The sequence below is a fragment of the uncultured Pluralibacter sp. genome, from assembly GCF_913775985.1.
Taxonomy (GTDB): Bacteria; Pseudomonadota; Gammaproteobacteria; order Enterobacterales; family Enterobacteriaceae; genus Pluralibacter.
Map to the genome: position 1 here is coordinate 173165 of NZ_CAJYMB010000147.1, position 19445 is coordinate 192609.

The following is a 19445-nucleotide window of genomic DNA, read 5'->3' on the forward strand; positions in this document are numbered from 1 at the left end:
GTCGAGTATAGGCCAAAGCGTTCGGCAAAAAAGCGGATAAATGCTGAGAATTGCCCGCAGGCGGCCGAATGGCGCTATCCTTTGCCTGACCTTTTATAAAATAAGGAAAGGATATGTCCAGGTTCTTTTTTGACGACCGCAAGCAGCTGGTCAATGACGCAATTGAAGGCACCGTACTCTCCGCGCCCCACGCTAACCTCGTACGGCTGGATATCGATCCGGCCATTCGCATCATCGCCCGCGGCGACTGGGATAAGAGCCGCGTGGCGGTGATCTCCGGCGGCGGCGCGGGTCACGAGCCGGCCCACGCCGGGTTTGTCGGCAAAGGCATGCTCACTGCCGCCGTCTGCGGCGATCTGTTTGCCTCCCCGAGCGTTGACGCGGTGCTTAACGCCATTGTTGCCGTGACCGGCGATCGCGGCTGCCTGCTGATCGTGAAAAACTACACCGGCGACCGCCTTAACTTCGGCCTCGCCGCCGAAAAAGCCAAGCGCTACGGGCTGAAAGTGGAGATGGTGATTGTCGCGGACGACATCGCCCTGCCGGACAACAAGCAGCCGCGCGGCATCGCCGGCACGGCGCTGGTGCACAAAATTGCCGGCTACGCCGCCGAGCAGGGAAAATCGTTGGGCGAGGTGCTCTCTTTGGCCCGCCAGGCCTGCGAGAACGTCTACAGCCTCGGCGTGGCGATGGCCACCTGCAGCCTGCCTGGCAGCGAAGAGAGCGACGACGAGAATCGCATCAAGCCCGGCCACGTCGAGCTGGGGCTCGGCATTCACGGAGAGCCGGGCGCGTCGACGGCAGACACCCAGAACAGCAAAGCCATCATCGACATGCTGGTCAAGCCGCTGAAGGCAAAAGTGGGCGATCGCCCGGTGGCGGTGCTGATCAACAACCTCGGCGGCGTCTCGGCCCTGGAGATGGCGCTGCTGACCAAGGAGCTGGCGCACTCTGCCCTGAAAGAGAATATCCGCTGGCTGATTGGCCCGGCGGCGCTGGTGAGCGCCCTCGACATGAAGGGCTTCTCCCTGTCGCTGCTGGTGCTGAACCCGACCTTTGAAAAAGCCCTGCAGGCCGACGTGGAAACCCTCGGCTGGCAGAAGCCGGCGGCGTTTGGCCCGCTGAAAACCGCCCGCTTCAGCAAAATTCACGACAGCGTTGATTACACGCCGTCGGAAAACGACCGCACGCGGGCGGTGGTCGGCAGCGCCGTGGTGACCCTGATCGCGCTGGAAAACCGCCTTAACGCGCTGGATGCCAAAGTGGGGGACGGCGACACCGGCTCTACTTTCGCCGAAGGGGCACGGGACATCGCCCGGCTGCTGAAAGAGAACGCGCTGCCGCTGAACAGCCCGGCCCAGCTGCTGCAGCTGATCGGCGAGCGGCTGGCGACGGTGATGGGCGGCTCCAGCGGCGTGCTGATGTCGATTCTGTTTACCGCGGCGGGCCAGAACCTGCGCGACGGCAAAAATATCGCCGAGGCGCTGCTGGGCGGTCTGGGGCAGATGAAGCACTACGGCGGCGCGGATCTCGGGGATCGCACCCTGATCGACGCCCTGCAGCCGGCCCTTGAAGCGCTGCGCGACGGCGATTTGGCCGCGGCGGCAAGCGCGGCGCAGCAGGGCGCGGAGGCCACGGCGAAGATGGGCAAAGCCGGTGCCGGACGCTCGTCCTACGTCAATAAAGAGAATCTGGATGGGGTTACCGATCCCGGCGCGGTGGCGGTGGCCGAAGTGCTGGCGGCGGTAGCGAAAGCCTGAGTGTTACGCGATAGCGGCAGGCCGGGTGGCCTGCCGCAGAGTGAGTAAAAGCCTCAGAAGTCGGCTTTCAGCACCACCCGATAGCGCGCCTTGCCTTCGCGTACGTGGCGCAGGGCGTCGTTAATTTTCGACATTGGATACAGCTCGGTGACCGGCGCCACCTTCGCCCGGGCGGCAAACTTCATCAGCGTGCGCAGCTCGGACGGGTTGCCGGTAGCAGAGCCCGAGACGCGGCGATCGCCGCCGATCAGGGTAAAGGCCGGAACCTGCAGCGGCTTCATCACCACGCCGACGGTGTGGAAGTTGCCGCCGTAGGCCAGCGCCTCGAAGTAGGGCTGCCAGTCGAGATCCACCGCCACGGTGTTGATGATCAAATCGAACTGTCCGGCCAGCGCCTTCAGCGCCTCCGGATCGCGGCTGTTAACCACCTTATCGGCACCCATCTCCCGCACTTCCTGCTCTTTCGCCGGATTAGAGCTGAACGCCGTCACTTCCGCGCCCATCGCCCGCAGCAGCTGGATGGCAATATGCCCCAGCCCGCCGATGCCGATCACCCCGACCCGGCTGGTGGCGGTTACGGTATTAAGCAGCAGCGGCTTGAACACCGTGATGCCGCCGCACAGCAGCGGGCCCGCGGTGGCGATATCAATGCTCTCCGGCAGCGGGATCACCCACTGCCAGTCGGCGCGCAGCTTATCGGCGAAGCCGCCGCGGTTCATAATGGTCGGCAGCGAGCCTTCCAGACAGTTGATCTGGTTGCCGCTGATACAGGCGTCGCAGTGGTTGCAGCTGCGCGCCGTCCAGCCGATCCCGACGCGCTGGCCGATTTTCAGCCCCTTATCTTTCGCCGCCTCGCCCAGCGCCGCCACCCGGCCAATCACCTCGTGGCCCGCCACCAGCGGATAGCTCGACATGCCCCATTCGTTGTCGATCATCGACAGATCCGAGTGGCAGATGCCGCAGTAGTCCACCTGCACTTCCACATCTTCCGGCTTCAGGTCGCCCGCGTCGTACTCCCACACTTCAAGATCGCCGCCTGCTGCTTTGGCGGCGTAGCTTTTGATGATGCTCATCACGTTTTCCTTTTTAACCACAGTGAAGACAAGTGTAGCGCATCGCCGTCGGCAAATACCGTCACCGGGCCTCAGCAGGCCACTGATTGAGGCGGATCCCGCGCTGGGGCGCACTTTCGGCAAAGTCGTCCAGCACCGCCCGCACGTCCGGATCGAGATAGCCGGCGCTGTCCTGCTCGACAAACACCACGCTCTTCTCCGGGATCTTCGCCAGCAGCGCCAGCAGGTGCGGATTGTGCAGGAAGGTGAGGTTTTGCTGGATGCGCAGCACGTAGTGATCGTCGTAGCGTGCCAGCTGCAGGGCGTGGCGGTGGCTGCACGCCAGGCTGAACGCCATCTGCACCGCGATACCGATGCCGATCCCCGCCAGCATGCCGAAGCCAATAATCCCGCCGATAGTGGCCAGGAACGGCACGTACTGGGTCGGGCCGAGGCGGAACTGGTCGATGAACAGGCGCGGCGTCGCCAGCTTGTAGCCGGTATACAGCAGCACCGCGGCGAGGCTCGCCAGCGGGATCAGCGCCAGCAGGCCGCTGAACCACAGGCCGCAGATCAGCAGCAGCCCGCCGTGGATAAAGATCGACAGCTTGCTTTGCGCCCCGCTGCTGACGTTCACCGAGCTGCGCACGATCACCGCGGTGATCGGCATCGCCCCGAGCAGGCCGGAGAGCAGGTTGCCGACGCCCTGAGCGAACATCTCCCGGTTCGGCGACGGCGGTGGATTCTGCGGGCGCATCTTCTTCAGCGCCTCCTGGCTGAGCAGAGTTTCAAGGCTCGCCACCAGCGCCAGCGTAATCGCCACCGTCCAAACCGCCGGATTGCGCAGGGCGCTCCAGGCGGGCGCTTCCAGCTCCGCCACCAGCTCTCCGAGCCCGGCAAATTCCGGCAGGCTAATGCGCGGTAGCGCGGCAAGCTCCTGTGGCGCAGCGCGGGCCAGCAGCAGGGTCGCGCCGCAGCCGAGCAGCACCGCGATCAGCGGGCCGGGGATCCAGCCCAGGCTCTTCACCCGCTTAATCAGCGGCGAGCCCCACAGGCACAGCACCAGCAGGCCGCCCGCGGCCACCGCCATCGCGCTGGCGGAGAAGGTGGTTTCCGCCCGAAACAGATCCTTCAGCTCTGTCTCGTCGCCGGTGCCGAGCGCCACCGGGCTCTGCTGCATAATCAGCAGGATGCCGATCGCGGCCAGCATCCCTTTGATGACGCTGGCGGGCACCAGCGCGATAAAGCGCCCGGCCCGCAGCACCCCGAGCAGCAGCTGCAGCACCCCCGCCAGCACCAGCGCCGCCAGAAAGGCGGAGAACGAACCCAGAGTTTCAATCGCCGCCACTACGATAGTTACCAGCCCCGCCGCGGGGCCGCTTACCGCAAAGCGCGACGGACTCAGCGCCGTCACCACGATCCCGCCGATAACCCCGGTCAGCAGGCCGACAAACGGCGGCAGGCCGCTGGCCTGCGCGATGCCCAGGCACAGCGGCAGGGCGACAAGAAAGACGACCACCCCGGCAAGGGTGTCCTGGCGCAGCGTATTCATGGGTAGGCCTCTTCAGTTGCGTCGTATTCCACGAGAGTGGTCAGGTGCCCGGAGGCCAGATCGTACACGCAGCCGTGCAGGCTCAGGGCGCGGCCGCTCTCCAGCAGCGCCTGCACCGGGCCGCAGCGCAGCAGATGCGCAAACTGGGCGCGGACATTCGCTTCCACCAGCGCATTAAGCGCGGCGCTCTCATCCCCGGCCGGCAGGCTGTGGATCTCCCCCTTCAGCGCCGCCCGCAGCTGGCCGATGCGCCGCGACAGCGCCGAGGACTCATTCGCCAGCGCCATCTCCGGCAGCGACAGCGCCGCCAGCACCCCGCCGCAGCCGTAGTGGCCGCACAGCACCACCCGCTCAACGTTGAGGTAGTGCAGGGCGTACTGCAGAACGCTCATAAAGCTGTCGTCGTCGGCATCAACCATGTTGGCGATATTGCGGTGTACGAACAGCTCGCCCGGACGGGCGTCGGTCAGCACCTCGGCGGGTACGCGGCTGTCCGAACAACCGATCCACAGCGAGTGGGGCTGCTGCCCGCTGACTAACTTTTCAAAGCATTCCGGATCCCGCTGGCGCTGCTGCAGCGCCCAGCTCCGGTTTCTGGCCAGCAAAGGTTTGAGCGTCGGCATTGTGGTTTCTCCTGGTGAATTTAACGGGTCAAGGTGTCCTGGGTGACGCGTACAGCAATTAACCAAAATAGCCTTTTCTGGAACTTTCACGCCTGAGGAAATTCCGTAAACCGGCGCGATTGCGGAAACTTTGCATTAACGTAAAGATGTAAAAATGAATGAGTTAATTAATATTTTGTTAAGTTTGGTGGGGTTGCGAAATTAATACCTGAATTTTCAGGCGCGTGGTTGAAGGTAGGCATGTTGCTGTTGGCGCGGAGTGATAATGGGGGATTAGTCGGTGGGGAGGGGGAGTCACATGCAGAGGTAAGCGCTGGTTTTATAACCGGTTAGCGGCGCCCGGCGCGGCGGCAGCTTGCATGAAGGGCTGGGACAGGTATAATCCCATGCGTTTACATTCCCTTCCGTGCCGGAGTGGCGAAATCGGTAGACGCAGTTGATTCAAAATCAACCGTAGAAATACGTGCCGGTTCGAGTCCGGCCTTCGGCACCATACAAAGCTTTTTCCGAGTCTACTAACGCCTGTTTTAGTCTCTAAAAACAGTAAGTTAATCAGAAACTTGGCTTTTATTCGTATCTCCACGTCTACTCAATTCCTTGAACATATACCAACCGATGATGGTATTTCCGGTTCGATTGATTTTGGTACCAGCTCTGAAGATATCAACCGACCGCTCACAGTGATATCAACGTTACGACTCCCTCCGACAAACCCTCCAAACATCATGAATCTACAGGCTCTTACTTGCAGCAACTCATGCACTGAGAAGAAGACCTGATACAGCATTTTTCACCAATAATCCGCCCGGTGAGGAAGCACCCGTTATTAGCCTTAAGGAACTTTCATTGTGGCAGGCCGAAGGCGTTGCTCATGGGGCACTCGTACTTGAAACATTGTTAGCTCCAGACACCTTGCTTCGGTGAGTAAAATGAGTAATCTAGCACCAGGTGCTATAGTTAAGGTGACAGGATGTTAGCCTGATGCGCGTATTCAAAACTAAATGGTTCAGTAAGGCGGCTAAATCGCACGCGATTAAAGATAGTGAATTATGTCAGGCTATTGAGGCCGTGATGCAAGGTAAGGCTGACGACCTTGGCGGGGGAATTTATAAGAAACGGCTGAACCAGAATCGCGATCGCGCCATTATCCTGGCGAAAGGCGGGGAGCACTGGTTTTACACGTTCCTTTATGCCAAACAGGATATGGCAAACATTGATAATCGCGAACTGGCGGGATTTCGCGAGTTAGCAAAGCACTACGCTGCTCTTTCCGATGAAAAGATCGCGGTGCTGATTAAGAGTCAAGAACTGGTGGAGATTTGCCATGACCGCAAAAAGTAAATTTAAAAGTCCTGCATTTGAGGCCATCCACAGTGCGGCTTCTGGATTATTCAGTGTTGATGCTATCCCGCAGGAAACGATGCGCAGCTTTGATAAAGCGTGCCTGAACAATGTGGATGAACTTCAACCCCTTGAGATTAAGGCGTTGCGCGAGAAGCTGAATGTCAGCCAACCCGTTTTCGCCCGCTACCTCAACACCAGTGTGTCAACGGTACAGAAATGGGAAAGTGGCGTAAAGCGCCCCAGTGGATTGTCGCTGAAACTGCTTACGGTGGTGCAGAAGCATGGTTTGAAGGTGTTGGTTTGATATGGTTGTACGGGCTTCTTGCCCGGGCAGGGCCCTGACTATCTCAAAATTATCGGCAGTGCTAGAGGTATATTTAAGCCTGTCTCTTATCTGAAGATACAGTTATTGTCTGGTGTCTCAGTGGCTACAGCACAGGTGTCGTCATAGTGACTGTGGTGGTTTTAGCCCGGAACATTTCGAAAATCAGAACCTTGCTTAGGGATGGGCCATATTACAAGTAGAGGAGCAAGTCTGAGATGTTTATTAGCAGTGCACTTTTAACTATAAATTAAACCCGGCTGACTAAATAAAGTGACGTATTCATTGGTAATGATAAATAGCAGAGTGTCGCCGAGAAAATTTACTCGATTGAATGCTCTCAGGAGGAAAAAGCCATCATAATTCAACATGCAGCCATGCGGAAATATATGTGAATATATTCTCGTGCTTCCATTATACTCTTTTTTTAAATGTTTCAGGATTGCTACAATAAGGTCTTATGAGCTGTCATCATTTTAATGGCGACAGCTATACAGCGTATCTGGTATATTCGACTTACTAGCTATCAATAAAATGTTAGGTGAAGCACTTTATTGGTCCTGTAATATCTTTTTTAGTAATTTTAATTCTCTAGGGTGTGGTATCATTCTCCCAAAAGAAATAAAGAATAGGAACATAATCACAGCAACTGAGTATAATATTACATGTCCCCAAATAGGGATTTGATCATGTCTATAAGTTGATAATATTAATGATAAAATTGAAATGGAGAGAAATTGCAACGAAAACAAAGCATACATGCTGTTCTCAAACCAGAAAGAAAATCCTTTTTTGAACACAAGAGTTCCATCTTCAACTAATAAAAAAGATCTAAATTTTTTAAAGAATTCTATAGATACTAACTCTCTGTTTTTTAATAGTAGGCGTAGGATTATTCTTTGACTGGCAACATCAGAAATTCCAGTTATACGATAGCTGACAATTCTCTTAATATCCTCTTTAATGCAGGCGCTAACTTTATTTGATAGTTTGTGGGTGTCCAGAAGGTGCTGCAATTGATTTAATCTTGAATTTTTTACTTCATTAATAAATCCTATTATTCCCCGAGTTTTCCAGATGATAAGAGCCAATGGGCCAGCAATGAAAATGAAGAGGAGAACTTGTTTTATTTGCAGTGTTCCACTTGATACAGCTGCAGTGAGCCATCCATTTACAATATCCAATATTTTATCCATAGTCTATAATCCTAAAAGTAAATTGTATGTTGTGGGAGAGTCATCGTTATACCGTCCAATGATCCGAGGGAACTTCAGCCTGTTTTAAAATCAACTCCACTGTACCTGGTGTTTAATCCTCGTGATACTTATATTTGCGCAGCATCCGGCAGCATCCGGCAGCATCCGGCAGCATCCGGCAGCATCCGGCAGCATCCGGCAGCATCCGGCAGCATCCGGCAGCATCCGGCAGCATCCGGCAGCATCCGGCAGCATCCGGCAGCGTAGGCGGTCAACAGATGCGATAGCTCATAGTGATCGCGTTACTCAATACTGCTCTGAAGAGTATCAGGCCCTGCTGAAGTAGCATGATCTACGGGGCAGTATGAGTGCAAAAGACTATTGCCATGATAATACCCGTGCGGATTGTTTTCTCCACTCACTGAAGGTGGTATGCATCCACGGCGAGCGTCTAATTAATCGTGAAGGTATGTGTGCGGTAGTATTTAATTACATTGAATGCTATTACAATCGGCAGCATCATCACAGTGGTTTCAGCCCGAAAAAATTTGAAAGTCAATATTTCCCTTAGGAGTATATCCATATTTCAAGACGAGGATCAATCATCCGAAAAATGGATGCGTAAAATCGCGTCCAAAAGCTGTACTGACGGATAGGGGATACTAAGGGAAAAGTATCAGTATTAATCTGAAAGAAAAGGTAATTAAGGCTGCTATTACTTTTAACGCTAATGAAAAGGCTAGTTGGGATAACTGTCGTATTCCAGACTAACAACTCTTTAAAAAAAGTAAGGTTGTGGAACACTGTTTGAGATATTGATAGAGCATCGTCATATAGTTACACGCTCGGAAAAAACGGCAAGGAACTACCTGAGCATGTTAAAACTGGGTGCAATCAGGTTATTTATCAGGTGATTATCCTAGATCTTTCAATCGTTTAATATCAGGAAATGCAATGTCACCATATATAGATTTTCATTTATAGTAACTGACTTATAAAATACAATTCTCACGGCAAACATTCTTACATGTCGACTGTCTTCAACTTCTTTAATAACTCTCAGGAACTGAGATTCAGTGAAACGTATTTTCTTTATAGCGCACCTCTATTGGTCGTATTTAAACTGAAGGACTCTATTAAGTGGCAAGATTAAAATAAAGGACGGTTATGGTTTAATTAGTGTTATGGCATTTAATAATCTAATAAGTGAAATCAATGATTTATATTAATTGGAGCTTGAAGTTTTACATCTATTAATGTTTTGCAACATACATTTATGCATAAATCATTTTTAATGGGTTTTTTATTTGTTTAAAATGACTATAAATTGAGACTATAAAAGTGGAAATAATCAGTATTGCGAAGGGTAATTGTTAAGATAATATTATTTTATTTAGTGTAATCACTATATCTAATTCTATAAATTAATTTCTAGTAGCGATCCCTGCGCACAGCATTTAAAAAACTATGACGTCCGCACTAATACAGAGCAGGTAAAATTAGTGATACAGACCTACGTATATCAAGTACAGGTACTAGGTTTATGGAGGTCAGGCTTCAATTAAAATGTGAGCAACATACCCACGCTAAAGTTATTTTATTGATGTGTGTCATTGAATTTCATGATTTTTAGAATATCAGGATTTCCAAATTAATACCATTTTAAGAGTAGTAACGGTTAGTTATTACTACGATTCACACTAATGCGTTAAAGTAATTAAATAATCAATGTTAGGTAGAGATAACTTACTCATTTATATAGAATGGAACTTATTTGTCATAGGGACCCTGCCGTCATGAGTGCGATCACTTTACGACAAGCTTTGAACGTTCTTGCAAAGTCATCGTCGTTTTCTGTGACTACCGTCACAGATCGGCAAAAGGATGAGTTTGATCAGTTAAAGGCACAACTCTTTGTAAAACAAGAAATAGAAGTCGATTTACAACGTTACTTAGATGTTGCAAAACCTGGTGAGGTTATCTTTTTATGCGGTAGCAGCGGGGATGGTAAGTCTGAAATCTTGACTCGCTGTGCGTCAGATCCACGTTATCAAGGGCGATTCAGCTTCCACATGGACGCTACGCATAGCTTTGCTCCCAGGCAATCAGCGATAGAAGCCCTGAATAGTTTATTTGCTAATCATCATGAGCAATCAATCCCGCTTCTGATTGGTATCAACACTGGCATGCTGGCAAATTTTGCAAGAGAAGGTGATGAGGCTCACAATCAAATCCGGCTTGGTATTGACTCCTTTTTGGCTTCTCGGCAAAAAGAAAATCGTCCCTATCAGTATGAAAATTTTATATTTTTTGATTTTGAACAATATCCTAAATTTATGTTTGATGAAAATAAAAAATATTCATCATTCATCGAAAATTTGTTAGGTAATTTAACTGAAGATAGAGATGACAACTTATTTCATTTTATATTTAAACGAGAAGAGTATTTAAATCCAGGTTTAAAAGAAGTCGCTAATTATAAATTACTATGTCTGCCTGGAGTTCAAGATATTTTGATTACGCAGCTTTTTAAAGCTCGACTAATGAAAGATCAGTTTGTAACTACCAGAACGCTATTAGATTTTATACATCATCTTTTAATGGGCTCTGATTATCTCTTCGATAATCTTTTTACTGGTACGGAAAATGATCTTATAAAAAAATTAACTGATTTTGATCCTGCCAGGTTACATACTTATGAGCTTGATCAGTTCATTTTACGTTATGAGCTTGGGGTAGTAGATCCTGAGCTTGATGATTTTTTACTCTCGCTAGAGCCGTTGCACATTAAGTTTGATCGTCAGTGTGTTAAGCCGGAGGATGCAACCTCATTAGTGCGACTTTTCTGGCTGTTACAACACGAGTCTTTGGGAAACAATTATCATCAGAAATTCTTAGCATTTTTCAATGAATCGTTGCTTGAACGTTACTCGGAAATCTGGCATTTGCATAGAAATTACACAGCCGGATCGGAGCAAAAAAAATCATTGAATCGCTTCTATACTTTTGAACTTATTGCCGGTATTCAGCGTTATGCTAACCGTAAAGCCCCTGAGCTAAGTATGCAAAAAGAAGAGTTCTTTTTAGGTGAGTTTGGTGGGATTAAAATAACAGCGCCTGTAGATATAAAGCCCGACTGGGAGTCAATTAGAAATAAAAATACAGCTCATCCAACTGGCTTCGATGTATATTTGAAAGTTGGGGGGGCTACACTTCCGCATATCCATATTGGGCTTAATTTGTTTGAGTTGTTAGAAAAGCTAAATAATGGATATCGTCCAAATAAATACGATAAAAATGCCATTGTCTTATTAGATGAAATTATTGAACTAATTTCTGAACAGGCCAAGTCAAGCCATGAAATAAAGTTTTATGACGGCGGAAGGCGTATTTATCGTGCAAAAATGGATGACGATATGATTACGATTAGCGGCATGGAGGGTTAGTGGAATGTATCCTATCGCAACCGAGTTGAAAGTTGGTAATAACCAACTGGATAGTTATCTACCAGTACGTAATAAAAACAACGAGATTAATTGGCAATTTGTTACTGGCTTGGCCCTAAGTTATGCTTTAAAACGTAAAATCGAATCCTATAATTCTGATCAATTTCGTGAAGATTGTAAAATACATATGCAGGAGCTTCTTGATGAACCTGCATTTTGGTCGGTGCTGGAAAGGATGTATTTTTCCAGCAAAGATATTTTTCGTATCTCACCTCTTTTCTTGCTTTTCCATGCTCAGTTTGTAGGAGAAAAAATAAATTCAGGGTCAACTGCAGATAAGCGCCTTGGTACATTATTTGCCAATTTGATGGGTGATTTTAGTCTTCGTTATCCTATACAAGGGCAATTGAACTTTATTGAGCAGGAGATGTTAAATAAGCTCAATGAAAAAATAAAATTACTTGGTAAAGGTCCTTTTGCCGAAGAACAATCCTATCTTCCATACATGGCAAAATGTTTTCAGTCAGATCTAGAGTTTTTAGCGGGACATCCACAATATCTCTTACAAGAACTGACCAATACGCTACGGTTATATGCTTTTAGCTGGTGCGCTCAACTGGCTCTTAATCTTGATAACTGGCAGGATGGTGCGCCGAAAAGTAAATCACTATTTTTTATTCTGGATACTGAAAAGGCGAGTTCTGAGCGAGATAAAATTAAACGCTTTGGATATAAATGGTTCACCGGGCAATGCGAAAAACTATTTCCAATACTTTCTGCGCTTGAGGTGTTACAAGTAAAAGGGGAAAGGAAACGCCCTCTCTGGCAGGTATATCAGGATTGTTTGAATTATCCAGATACCTCAAATCAGGTATTAGATCAGATTAATGATTACATACAGAAGTTTATTAGTAGAGAAGAACGAGACCTCCCTGCTCGTGAGCGTGCTACAGACCTCGAAGGTGCTTTTAGGCAGTTATTATCTGTTGCACTAGAGCAGTTTCAGGGTAAAAAAACTGAGCGTGCGGCGGTGAACCGTAAATATGTTAATGAGCTGGAGAATCAGATTTGCACTGACTTCATTCAGGTACGTGGTCGGGCAGGAAAAGTATTAGTATTGAATCAGGATCGTCTGCTATTACTGACTAATCTTACCGTAGGGAAAAATGAAAAACTCCGCCTGCATGAATTGCTACGCGGTTTTGAACAGCGCGGTTTTTATCTGGATAACCAGTCGGCGCAAACGTTGGTGGCGTTTTATGAACGCATGGGAAATGTAGAGCGAATGAGTGATAGTGGAGACGCCGTGTATGTCCGTAAAACAGTATGAAACCTATCTGGCAGAAACCTTTATTGAATGGGTAGCTGGTATCATTCAGCCCGGCGAGCGCTACCAGTTCAAATCTCCCGATCCCGATAATGCCCTAAAACTCTGGGAGGCATTCGTCTCTCTGGCAGACGGCAATCAGTTGGAAATTGCGCCAGGGCAATATATTGATTGCCTCCCCTGCAATGGTGTTCAGCTTATTCCTGTACTGCACGGAGCCGAGGCTCCAGCATTCACTGAAAACTACATTTCTCATTTGCGTGATGAAGTTGCAGGGCGCAGCTGCGTTTTTGCCCAAACGGCGTTGTTGATTATTCACAACAGTATGCTTGATACCCTGATTAACAGCACGAAAGACGTGGCGGCACCGGATGCTATCTGGTACCCACAAACTTTCAGTCATCAACTGGGAAAGCTCATTACTACTGATAGTAACCGTTCGGAATTGTCCCGCTGTTTGCTGGAGGATCAACTGGCGACGGTACTTGATGAAGGTGCGACCGTATTTGGTTTCTCATCGCTGTATCGCTTGCTAGATGATGGCAATCTGGATTTCTCTGAACTTCATCTGTTTAAAGATGATGAACTACTAAACTTTAGCCAGAAGCAGCTACGCACCCGACTGAATGAAAACCGGAAATTATATCGCCAGATAGAAGATAGCATTGAACGCTACAGTGGGCAGCTGGAGAATGTGCTGCCTGAGTTTAGTACAAAATTTATTCAGGAGCATTTTTACGATAAAGATGACTGGCGTGAGCTCGATTTCTCCGACTATAGGAAAGAGAAAGAACAGAATAGTGAACAAAAACTGGTGCATGAGAACGTCACCGTCGAAAATGGCGAAGTTTGGCAACGGGCGAAAAGCGCCAGTAAGGCAGGCAAACGTGACATCAGTCTGCTGGTGCAGGTGCAGCCAGGGCAATCAAAGGCTGAGCTGGAGTTCAGTTTTCAGGGTAATGATCTTCAGGATAACCAGATAAAGATTGCCCATAATCGCCAGTTAAAGAAAGCGCATTTCTGGCGCACCAGCCGGGCGGGAGGCAAGACTTCACGCATTATGGCATCGGTGCCTTTTGACGGGCATCCTTGCTTCTTTAGTCTCGAACTGACCAACCGCAATAATTCAGCTGAAGAGTATAAATTTCGCCTGTTGTTGGTCGAGCAGGGACAATTCTGGCTGAACGATATTCAGCACTGTTACCGGATTGAGCCAGGTAAAGAACAAATAACTCTGCAACTGGAAGATAACACGCTGCGTATTGCCGAGTCTGGCAACCTGACCTGTACGTTGGATGACGAGAGCGAAGACATAGACTGTCAGCATTATGCTCAGGTGAATTTTGAGACGTTAGCAAATCAAAGTGACCTGGTTCAGTTTGCGATCGTGTCTGGCGATTCCCGTCTGTCGTTTAACATAGAGGGGCCGGGAGCAGAAGAAGGGCTAACGCTGCCACTGCTTTTTGACCAAAGCCGTTTTAACAAATTGTTTAAGGAAGAGGGCAATGCAACCTGGAACCGACTAAAAGGGCGCATCATACTCGATAATACTGAACATAAGGTCGTCGGTGTACGCCAGCAGTTGTTGATATTGGAAGCCTCATTAATTGAGCAACGTCTGCTGGGTACGGGCAGTGACGATAGTGAGTTTGCGTTGGATGAACTTCTTGCCAGCTACCCCGATCTCCATAACGCTTATGAGCAGTTATTTGCCTACTATCATCGTCGTAACACCTTGCCGAGTCTGGTGTCGTGGTCAGCGGAATATCGCGCACTGGTCAGCTACATTGTTACTACCTTTGAACAGTCACTCCAGCAAATAGGCCTGAGCAGAGCGCTGACAGCGCACGAGAAACGTCTTCTGCATCTTGGGATCTGCCGCAATGACAGCCATGAGCGCCTCTCTCCGCTGCATCCTCTGGTGCTGGCCTACCATCTACAACTGGCAGAAACTATCGTTGCGGAGTTGGCACAGCACGATTCGGCATCATTTGCTGCACTACCGCCAATCACTCTTGATCGCTTGATGGTTTCCGGGTTAATGCCGTTTGTTTATCACAGTGAGCATGAATACGCGCAATTACAGCCGGTGGATGAAAACCGCTTCTGGGTTGATGTGGTTCCCCAGCGACAGGTCAGCCATGACTACGTTAAACGTCTGGTAAAAGACAAACTAAATGAGTTCACGGACGCTTACGCCCGGTTATTCCAGAGCACTGAAAATAGTGCGTTGATTATCAATGCCATTAATCAAGGGAACGCCAAAGAACTGTTTCTGGGATTAGTAGAATATTTTAAGCAAGGAAGAGAGCACGCTATTTCAGTGCACGTGAACTGCTACGATGAACGTTTGCTACCCAATATGTTCGATCACTTTGCAGAAAGTAGTAGCTATGAGCAGCTTAAAAACGATCTCGACCTGAACAGCGGCGTATGGCGAGCGGAAGCCGATATGCTGATTGACCTGCTGCGTAGCCGGTTAACGTTCAGCAAGTTTGTCCTGCCGTCAGAAAGCGACAAGCTGGGCTATGCGCATCTGGCATTTTTCACCAATACAGCACCTGTGGATTGCCGCCAGATCCGCATTGAAGATGCGTCCAGTGGAGTATTGTGTCATGGGTTGATCGCCGGGGAAGGTGCCGAAACGCAGGGGGATGCTTACTTTACCGCGTTTGGACTGCGTGATGTGGATACTGAGTCATACTGCGCCTTGCGTCTTGCCCGACTAATTGGCTGCCTGTGGCAACCTGCACGTCAAAGCAACAGTCAGTATCATGGACAAGGGATTGGCCTGGCTGTGAGCGGCAATTTTAAACAACTGCTTAATTACTCCTACAATAGCGCGCTCTGGACCACCATTATTGATCCAAAAGTCACTCTCGACTTTTTCACCAGTCAGAAAGATGTGGTACTTATCCACTATTCTGACCAGTACACCAGTTGTGCGGGCTACGATGCCGTCACCGTCACGAAGCAGGTTGACTTGTTTCTGCGGTTGCTCCAGACCGGAAGCCAGTCAGGGCAACCTGCTGTTGATAGTCAGCATTTGCTAGCTGAATTTAATGCCTTTAACGGCGAATGGCTGCTGAAAATGCTGCGCTCAAATGAAAGAGAGCGTAAAGAGAAGCACGGCATTATAGGTGCGTACAAGTTTGTACAATCTATGTTGCACCAGTCCGACATTTGCTGGATTCCGTTATCGGTGGCCGAAATGATCCGCGTGTCCGGCAATGTCGGGCTGAAAATGAAAGAGAGCGATTTATCGAGAAATTTACAGGGTTATCGTAACGGCGCGATCTCTGATGATGTGCTCTTTGTAGGTTTCAAAGAAAACCGCCTCTATCTGTTACCGCTGGAAGTTAAAACCGGGGCGCGGCCTGATTACAGCTATGCAGGCCAACAGGCTCGTGAGCTGAAACGTTATTTACAGCAGGACATTCTGGAACCACAAACGCTGGCATCACAATTGTACCGGGCTCTCTTTATTCGTCAGGTGTTGATGCAGGTTGAGAAACTGCGTCTGTACGGTGTGCTGGACAGCAACAAACTGGCTCCCTTGCTGGAACGACGCGAATGGTGGTTAACGGGCGATTATCAGTTAGGTGAGTTGGCCGACTATGTGGACGGCTTCGTTGTGGCGCATGTGGACAGCGCAACCTGTTTCGATCTCTCTTATAAAGAGACAGCGGAGAATATCTTACAGATCGAAATCCCTTATTCACTGCTGCCTTCGTTGATTGCTGCGCAAGGGGATGAACCACCCTTGGCGGAACGTTACCGGGTGCCTGAAAAATACCGGCTTAAGCCAGAGTGTGATGCCAGTCCGTCACAACCCGAAGTCGTGGTAGAAGTCATAACGCCGACTGTTGCACAGTCCATTTCGGAACCTGAGTCGTTACAGCCTGCTGTATCGGTGGCGGCTCCTGATATTAGCGATACTCCATTACAGATCCTGTTTGGTCATGATGCTACGCGTCAGAGTCCGTTATATTGGGAGCCAACCAATACCGCTAAGTTCATGAATACCAATACCGGTATTATTGGAACGATGGGCACCGGTAAAACCCAGTTTACTAAATCACTGGTCACACAGTTGATGCGTAATCAGTCCTGTAACGTTGATGGTAAACCTATTGGTTTGCTGATCTTTGACTACAAATCAGACTATGTGGATGAGGCTTTTCTTGATGCTACGGGGGCCAAAAAGTACAAATTATTTAAGCTGCCTTACAACCCCTTATCTCTGTTTGGTGACACGCCAATGCTACCAATCCATACCGCTGGTGGGCTATCGGAAACGATGGCAAAAGCCTATGGGTTGGGTCATAAGCAGCAGCTCAAATTAGAAAATCTAATCTTAGAATGCTACGAAGCTGCAGGCATTTCGCCGGAAGATCCGACAACATGGTCAAGGACTGCGCCGACGATTGAAGATGTATGGCAGCGCTTCCTCGATCAGGAGAAGGTTGAAGAAGATTCGCTTTACGCAGCACTCTCTAAACTGGCGCGTTACAAGATATTCGAGACCATCCCGGAGAAGATGACCAGTTTGTACGAATTGATTGACGGTGTCACTGTGATTGAGTTGGCTGGCTATCCGCCAGAAGTGCAAAACCTGGTAGTCGCGCTCACGCTGGATCTGTTTTATGCGCAGATGCAAAAGCGCGGTAAACCGGTGGTGCGGGGGGATTATCGTCAGCTCACTAAAATGATTCTGGTGGACGAAGCCGATAACTTTATGCGTCAGGATTTTTCCAGTCTGCGTAAGATCCTTAAAGAAGGCCGTGAGTATGGTGTTGGTGCGATCCTATCAACGCAGGAGATCACTCACTTTAAGACCGGAGAAAATAATTATGCCTCCTATATTTTAACTTGGGTGATCCATCGTGTCTCTGAGATTAGGAATGCGGATATTAAGGCTGTATTTAACGTCGATGATAAAGGTGAGCAGGAGTCTTTGATGGGGCAAATTCGTCAGCTTGAGAAGCATTTTAGCCTGTATGTGGATGGGGATAAGCAGGTTAAGAAGATGCGTGATCGAGCGTTTTGGGAGCTGATATGATTCTAGTTATGATTTATGGAGGTGTTAGATGAGTGATGACTCTAATACTATTACATCAAGTGACAGTTACATTAAGTCTACTGGGATAAGATGTATAAATGCTATGTGTGCTCTTTCTTTCTGGCGAGAGTTTATTGCATATTTTATCTTGGGAAGTATGGGGCTATGGCTTCCTCCTTTTTTAGGGGCTTCTGGCGCGAATGCAGTTTTTGATCCAATGAATGTTTTAACATTTGGTCTTGTGACATTGTTTATAATATTAGAAGCAAGGCTTTTTATGGATAAAAATGATGATGCTAAATCTCCTGGAGTAACTAAATTAATAGTTCTGCTAGGTGTGATATTATTGTGCATCGGATATGTTAAAGGTGTTGTTACAAATGGGACTCCATTATTCTGGGGGATGGGTTGGGTACATATCTCTTTGTTTTTTACAATGTTAGTTTGGCTGCTTAACCATGTTAATACATCAAGATATGATCCAAAAGGTATTAATGAGATGCTTGGGGGGAGCGTATGAGTAATGAAATCAGACTTCCAGCAATTAAAATAGAGCAACCAATTGGATCATTTTATGCAGTTTCTATGCGTTCGGATCTATTATCAAAAGTTGCTTTTAGTTCTAGAGCTGAATATAAAAAATCCGATCTTCAAGAAGGTATCTTTTCGCTTTTAAAAGGTAACCAACGTGAGTTGGATTTAAAACGTAGCAAACAAATAGGCCAATATATTGACAGTGTTGAGTCAACATTCCCAAATTCTATAATTCTTGGTGCCAATTTTGATAAGGACGGGAATTTGATCGAGGATTATGATATTAGATGGCGAGTGGAAAAAAATGGGGATTTATATACCTTAGTTATACCTTCGGAAAACAATGTTGTAGCAACAATAATTGATGGGCAGCATCGATTATCAGGGTTTGGGTATTCAGAACGTGAAAATATGGAACTTTTATGTTCTGTATTTATTGATCTTCCTGCGCCATATCAGGCATATATTTTTGCTACCATCAATTTTAATCAAAAAAATGTTAATAAAAGCCTTGCATATGATTTATATGGATTTAGAGTTGAAGAAGAAGATAAGAAAGAATGGTCACCAGAGAAATTAGCTGTATTTATAGCTAGAAGATTAAATAAATATTGTGAACCTTTGAAAGATAAAATAAAGCTAGGGGCGCCTTCCGACATTGATGATACTAGTTCCTCTATGAAATTAATTTCTCTATCAACTATTGTTGATGGTGTGATGAAATTGATAACTAATAATCCCAAGAAGGATAGAGATGAACTTCTTAACTTTAAAAATAAAAATGGCCGAAGTGCTCTATCAAGAAAAATGATTTCCCAGCCGTTAAGAGATTTATATATTGAATATAAAGACGATGAAATTGAAGGTATAATAAGGAAATATTTTACTAAAATCAATGAAATATTATGGATTCATCAATCGGATAACAGCTATTTATTAAAAACAATCGGTTTTCAAACGCAGTTTGAAATTCTTAGGCAATATTTACTGTCGACATCTGATTATGAGCTCAATGGTATTGATGAAAAATTAGAACTGCTTGTGGATATTGATTTTTCTGATATTTTCTTTACTGCATCAGGAATTGGTGCAACACGAATGAAGAACATATCATTGATTAGATTAAAATTGAAACCTCTTACTGATCTAGTTGAACACAAAGATTATAACGACTATGTGAGGTTACTCAAATAGGATGATATATTTCGCAAGGCCTGATATGAAAAA

At 47.9% G+C, this 19445-nt stretch carries 13 protein-coding genes, 1 tRNA gene and 2 pseudogenes; 10 read left to right on the forward strand and 6 right to left on the reverse strand.

Annotation, left to right across the window (positions count from 1 at the left end):
* Nucleotides 1-113 precede the first annotated feature (113 nt).
* A complete protein-coding gene (locus tag QZ766_RS18290) occupies nucleotides 114-1760 on the forward strand; it encodes a dihydroxyacetone kinase subunit DhaK (RefSeq protein WP_297205607.1) in 1647 nt (548 codons plus the stop codon).
* Nucleotides 1761-1813: 53 nt separating this feature from the next.
* Here the strand turns inward: QZ766_RS18290 and QZ766_RS18295 are convergent, their stop codons facing one another.
* The 3 genes from QZ766_RS18295 to QZ766_RS18305 all read right to left on the reverse strand — a co-directional run bounded on the left by QZ766_RS18295 (nucleotide 1814) and on the right by QZ766_RS18305 (nucleotide 4987).
* Complete coding sequence (locus QZ766_RS18295; protein ID WP_297205609.1) at nucleotides 1814-2833, reverse strand: NAD(P)-dependent alcohol dehydrogenase; 1020 nt, start codon at nucleotides 2831-2833, stop codon at nucleotides 1814-1816.
* Nucleotides 2834-2894: 61 nt separating this feature from the next.
* The gene (locus QZ766_RS18300) at nucleotides 2895-4364 is read right to left on the reverse strand and encodes a SulP family inorganic anion transporter (RefSeq protein WP_297205611.1); all 1470 of its coding nucleotides are present in this window, start codon (nucleotides 4362-4364) and stop codon (nucleotides 2895-2897) included.
* The gene (locus QZ766_RS18305) at nucleotides 4361-4987 is read right to left on the reverse strand and encodes a carbonic anhydrase (RefSeq protein WP_297205615.1); all 627 of its coding nucleotides are present in this window, start codon (nucleotides 4985-4987) and stop codon (nucleotides 4361-4363) included. The genes QZ766_RS18300 and QZ766_RS18305 overlap by 4 nt, the downstream gene beginning before the upstream one ends.
* A 408-nt stretch (nucleotides 4988-5395) precedes the next feature.
* Here QZ766_RS18305 and QZ766_RS18310 point away from each other — a divergent pair.
* From QZ766_RS18310 to QZ766_RS18320, 3 genes are all read left to right on the forward strand, one after another.
* Nucleotides 5396-5480 (forward strand) — tRNA-Leu (locus QZ766_RS18310).
* Between the two features lie 488 nt (nucleotides 5481-5968).
* Nucleotides 5969-6328, forward strand: a complete 360-nt coding sequence (locus QZ766_RS18315) for a type II toxin-antitoxin system RelE/ParE family toxin (RefSeq protein ID WP_297205618.1) — start codon at nucleotides 5969-5971, stop codon at nucleotides 6326-6328.
* Entirely contained in the window at nucleotides 6312-6635 is a 324-nt protein-coding gene (locus QZ766_RS18320; protein WP_297205622.1) for a DNA-binding transcriptional regulator, read from the forward strand. The genes QZ766_RS18315 and QZ766_RS18320 overlap by 17 nt, the downstream gene beginning before the upstream one ends.
* Nucleotides 6636-7204: 569 nt before the next feature.
* On the opposite strand, the gene QZ766_RS18325 is transcribed toward QZ766_RS18320, so the two are convergent.
* Together QZ766_RS18325 and QZ766_RS18330 are read right to left on the reverse strand one after the other, a co-directional pair.
* A complete protein-coding gene (locus tag QZ766_RS18325) occupies nucleotides 7205-7849 on the reverse strand; it encodes a hypothetical protein (RefSeq protein ID WP_297205624.1) in 645 nt (214 codons plus the stop codon).
* Between the two features lie 112 nt (nucleotides 7850-7961).
* Complete coding sequence (locus tag QZ766_RS18330; RefSeq protein ID WP_297206495.1) at nucleotides 7962-8084, reverse strand: hypothetical protein; 123 nt, start codon at nucleotides 8082-8084, stop codon at nucleotides 7962-7964.
* 15 nt (nucleotides 8085-8099) lie between these two features.
* Here QZ766_RS18330 and QZ766_RS18335 point away from each other — a divergent pair.
* Nucleotides 8100-8420 (forward strand): annotated as a pseudogene (locus QZ766_RS18335) (IS3 family transposase); the annotation flags it as partial.
* 406 nt (nucleotides 8421-8826) lie between these two features.
* Here QZ766_RS18335 and QZ766_RS18340 read toward each other — a convergent pair.
* Nucleotides 8827-8945 (reverse strand): annotated as a pseudogene (locus QZ766_RS18340) (IS3 family transposase); the annotation flags it as partial.
* Between the two features lie 700 nt (nucleotides 8946-9645).
* Between QZ766_RS18340 and dptF the strand changes: the two are divergent.
* Genes dptF through QZ766_RS18365 form a run of 5 tightly spaced genes read left to right on the forward strand, consistent with a single transcriptional unit; the run spans nucleotide 9646 to nucleotide 19412 of the window.
* On the forward strand, nucleotides 9646-11295 hold the full coding sequence (gene dptF, locus QZ766_RS18345) for a DNA phosphorothioation-dependent restriction protein DptF (RefSeq protein ID WP_297205626.1): 1650 nt from the start codon (nucleotides 9646-9648) through the stop codon (nucleotides 11293-11295).
* A gap of 4 nt (nucleotides 11296-11299) precedes the next feature.
* Nucleotides 11300-12625, forward strand: coding sequence for a DNA phosphorothioation-dependent restriction protein DptG (gene dptG, locus QZ766_RS18350; RefSeq protein WP_297205629.1), 1326 nt, complete (start codon nucleotides 11300-11302; stop codon nucleotides 12623-12625).
* Nucleotides 12606-17684 carry a DNA phosphorothioation-dependent restriction protein DptH gene (gene dptH / locus QZ766_RS18355; protein WP_297205632.1) on the forward strand — a complete coding sequence of 1693 codons (5079 nt, stop codon included), beginning with the start codon at nucleotides 12606-12608 and terminating at the stop codon, nucleotides 17682-17684. Before dptG ends, dptH begins: the two co-directional genes overlap by 20 nt.
* A gap of 28 nt (nucleotides 17685-17712) precedes the next feature.
* Nucleotides 17713-18204: a hypothetical protein gene (locus QZ766_RS18360; protein WP_297205635.1), complete on the forward strand. Its 492-nt coding sequence runs from the start codon at nucleotides 17713-17715 to the stop codon at nucleotides 18202-18204.
* The gene (locus QZ766_RS18365) at nucleotides 18201-19412 is read left to right on the forward strand and encodes a DNA phosphorothioation-associated DGQHR protein 1 (RefSeq protein ID WP_117363024.1); all 1212 of its coding nucleotides are present in this window, start codon (nucleotides 18201-18203) and stop codon (nucleotides 19410-19412) included. Before QZ766_RS18360 ends, QZ766_RS18365 begins: the two co-directional genes overlap by 4 nt.
* Nucleotides 19413-19445 lie beyond the last annotated feature (33 nt).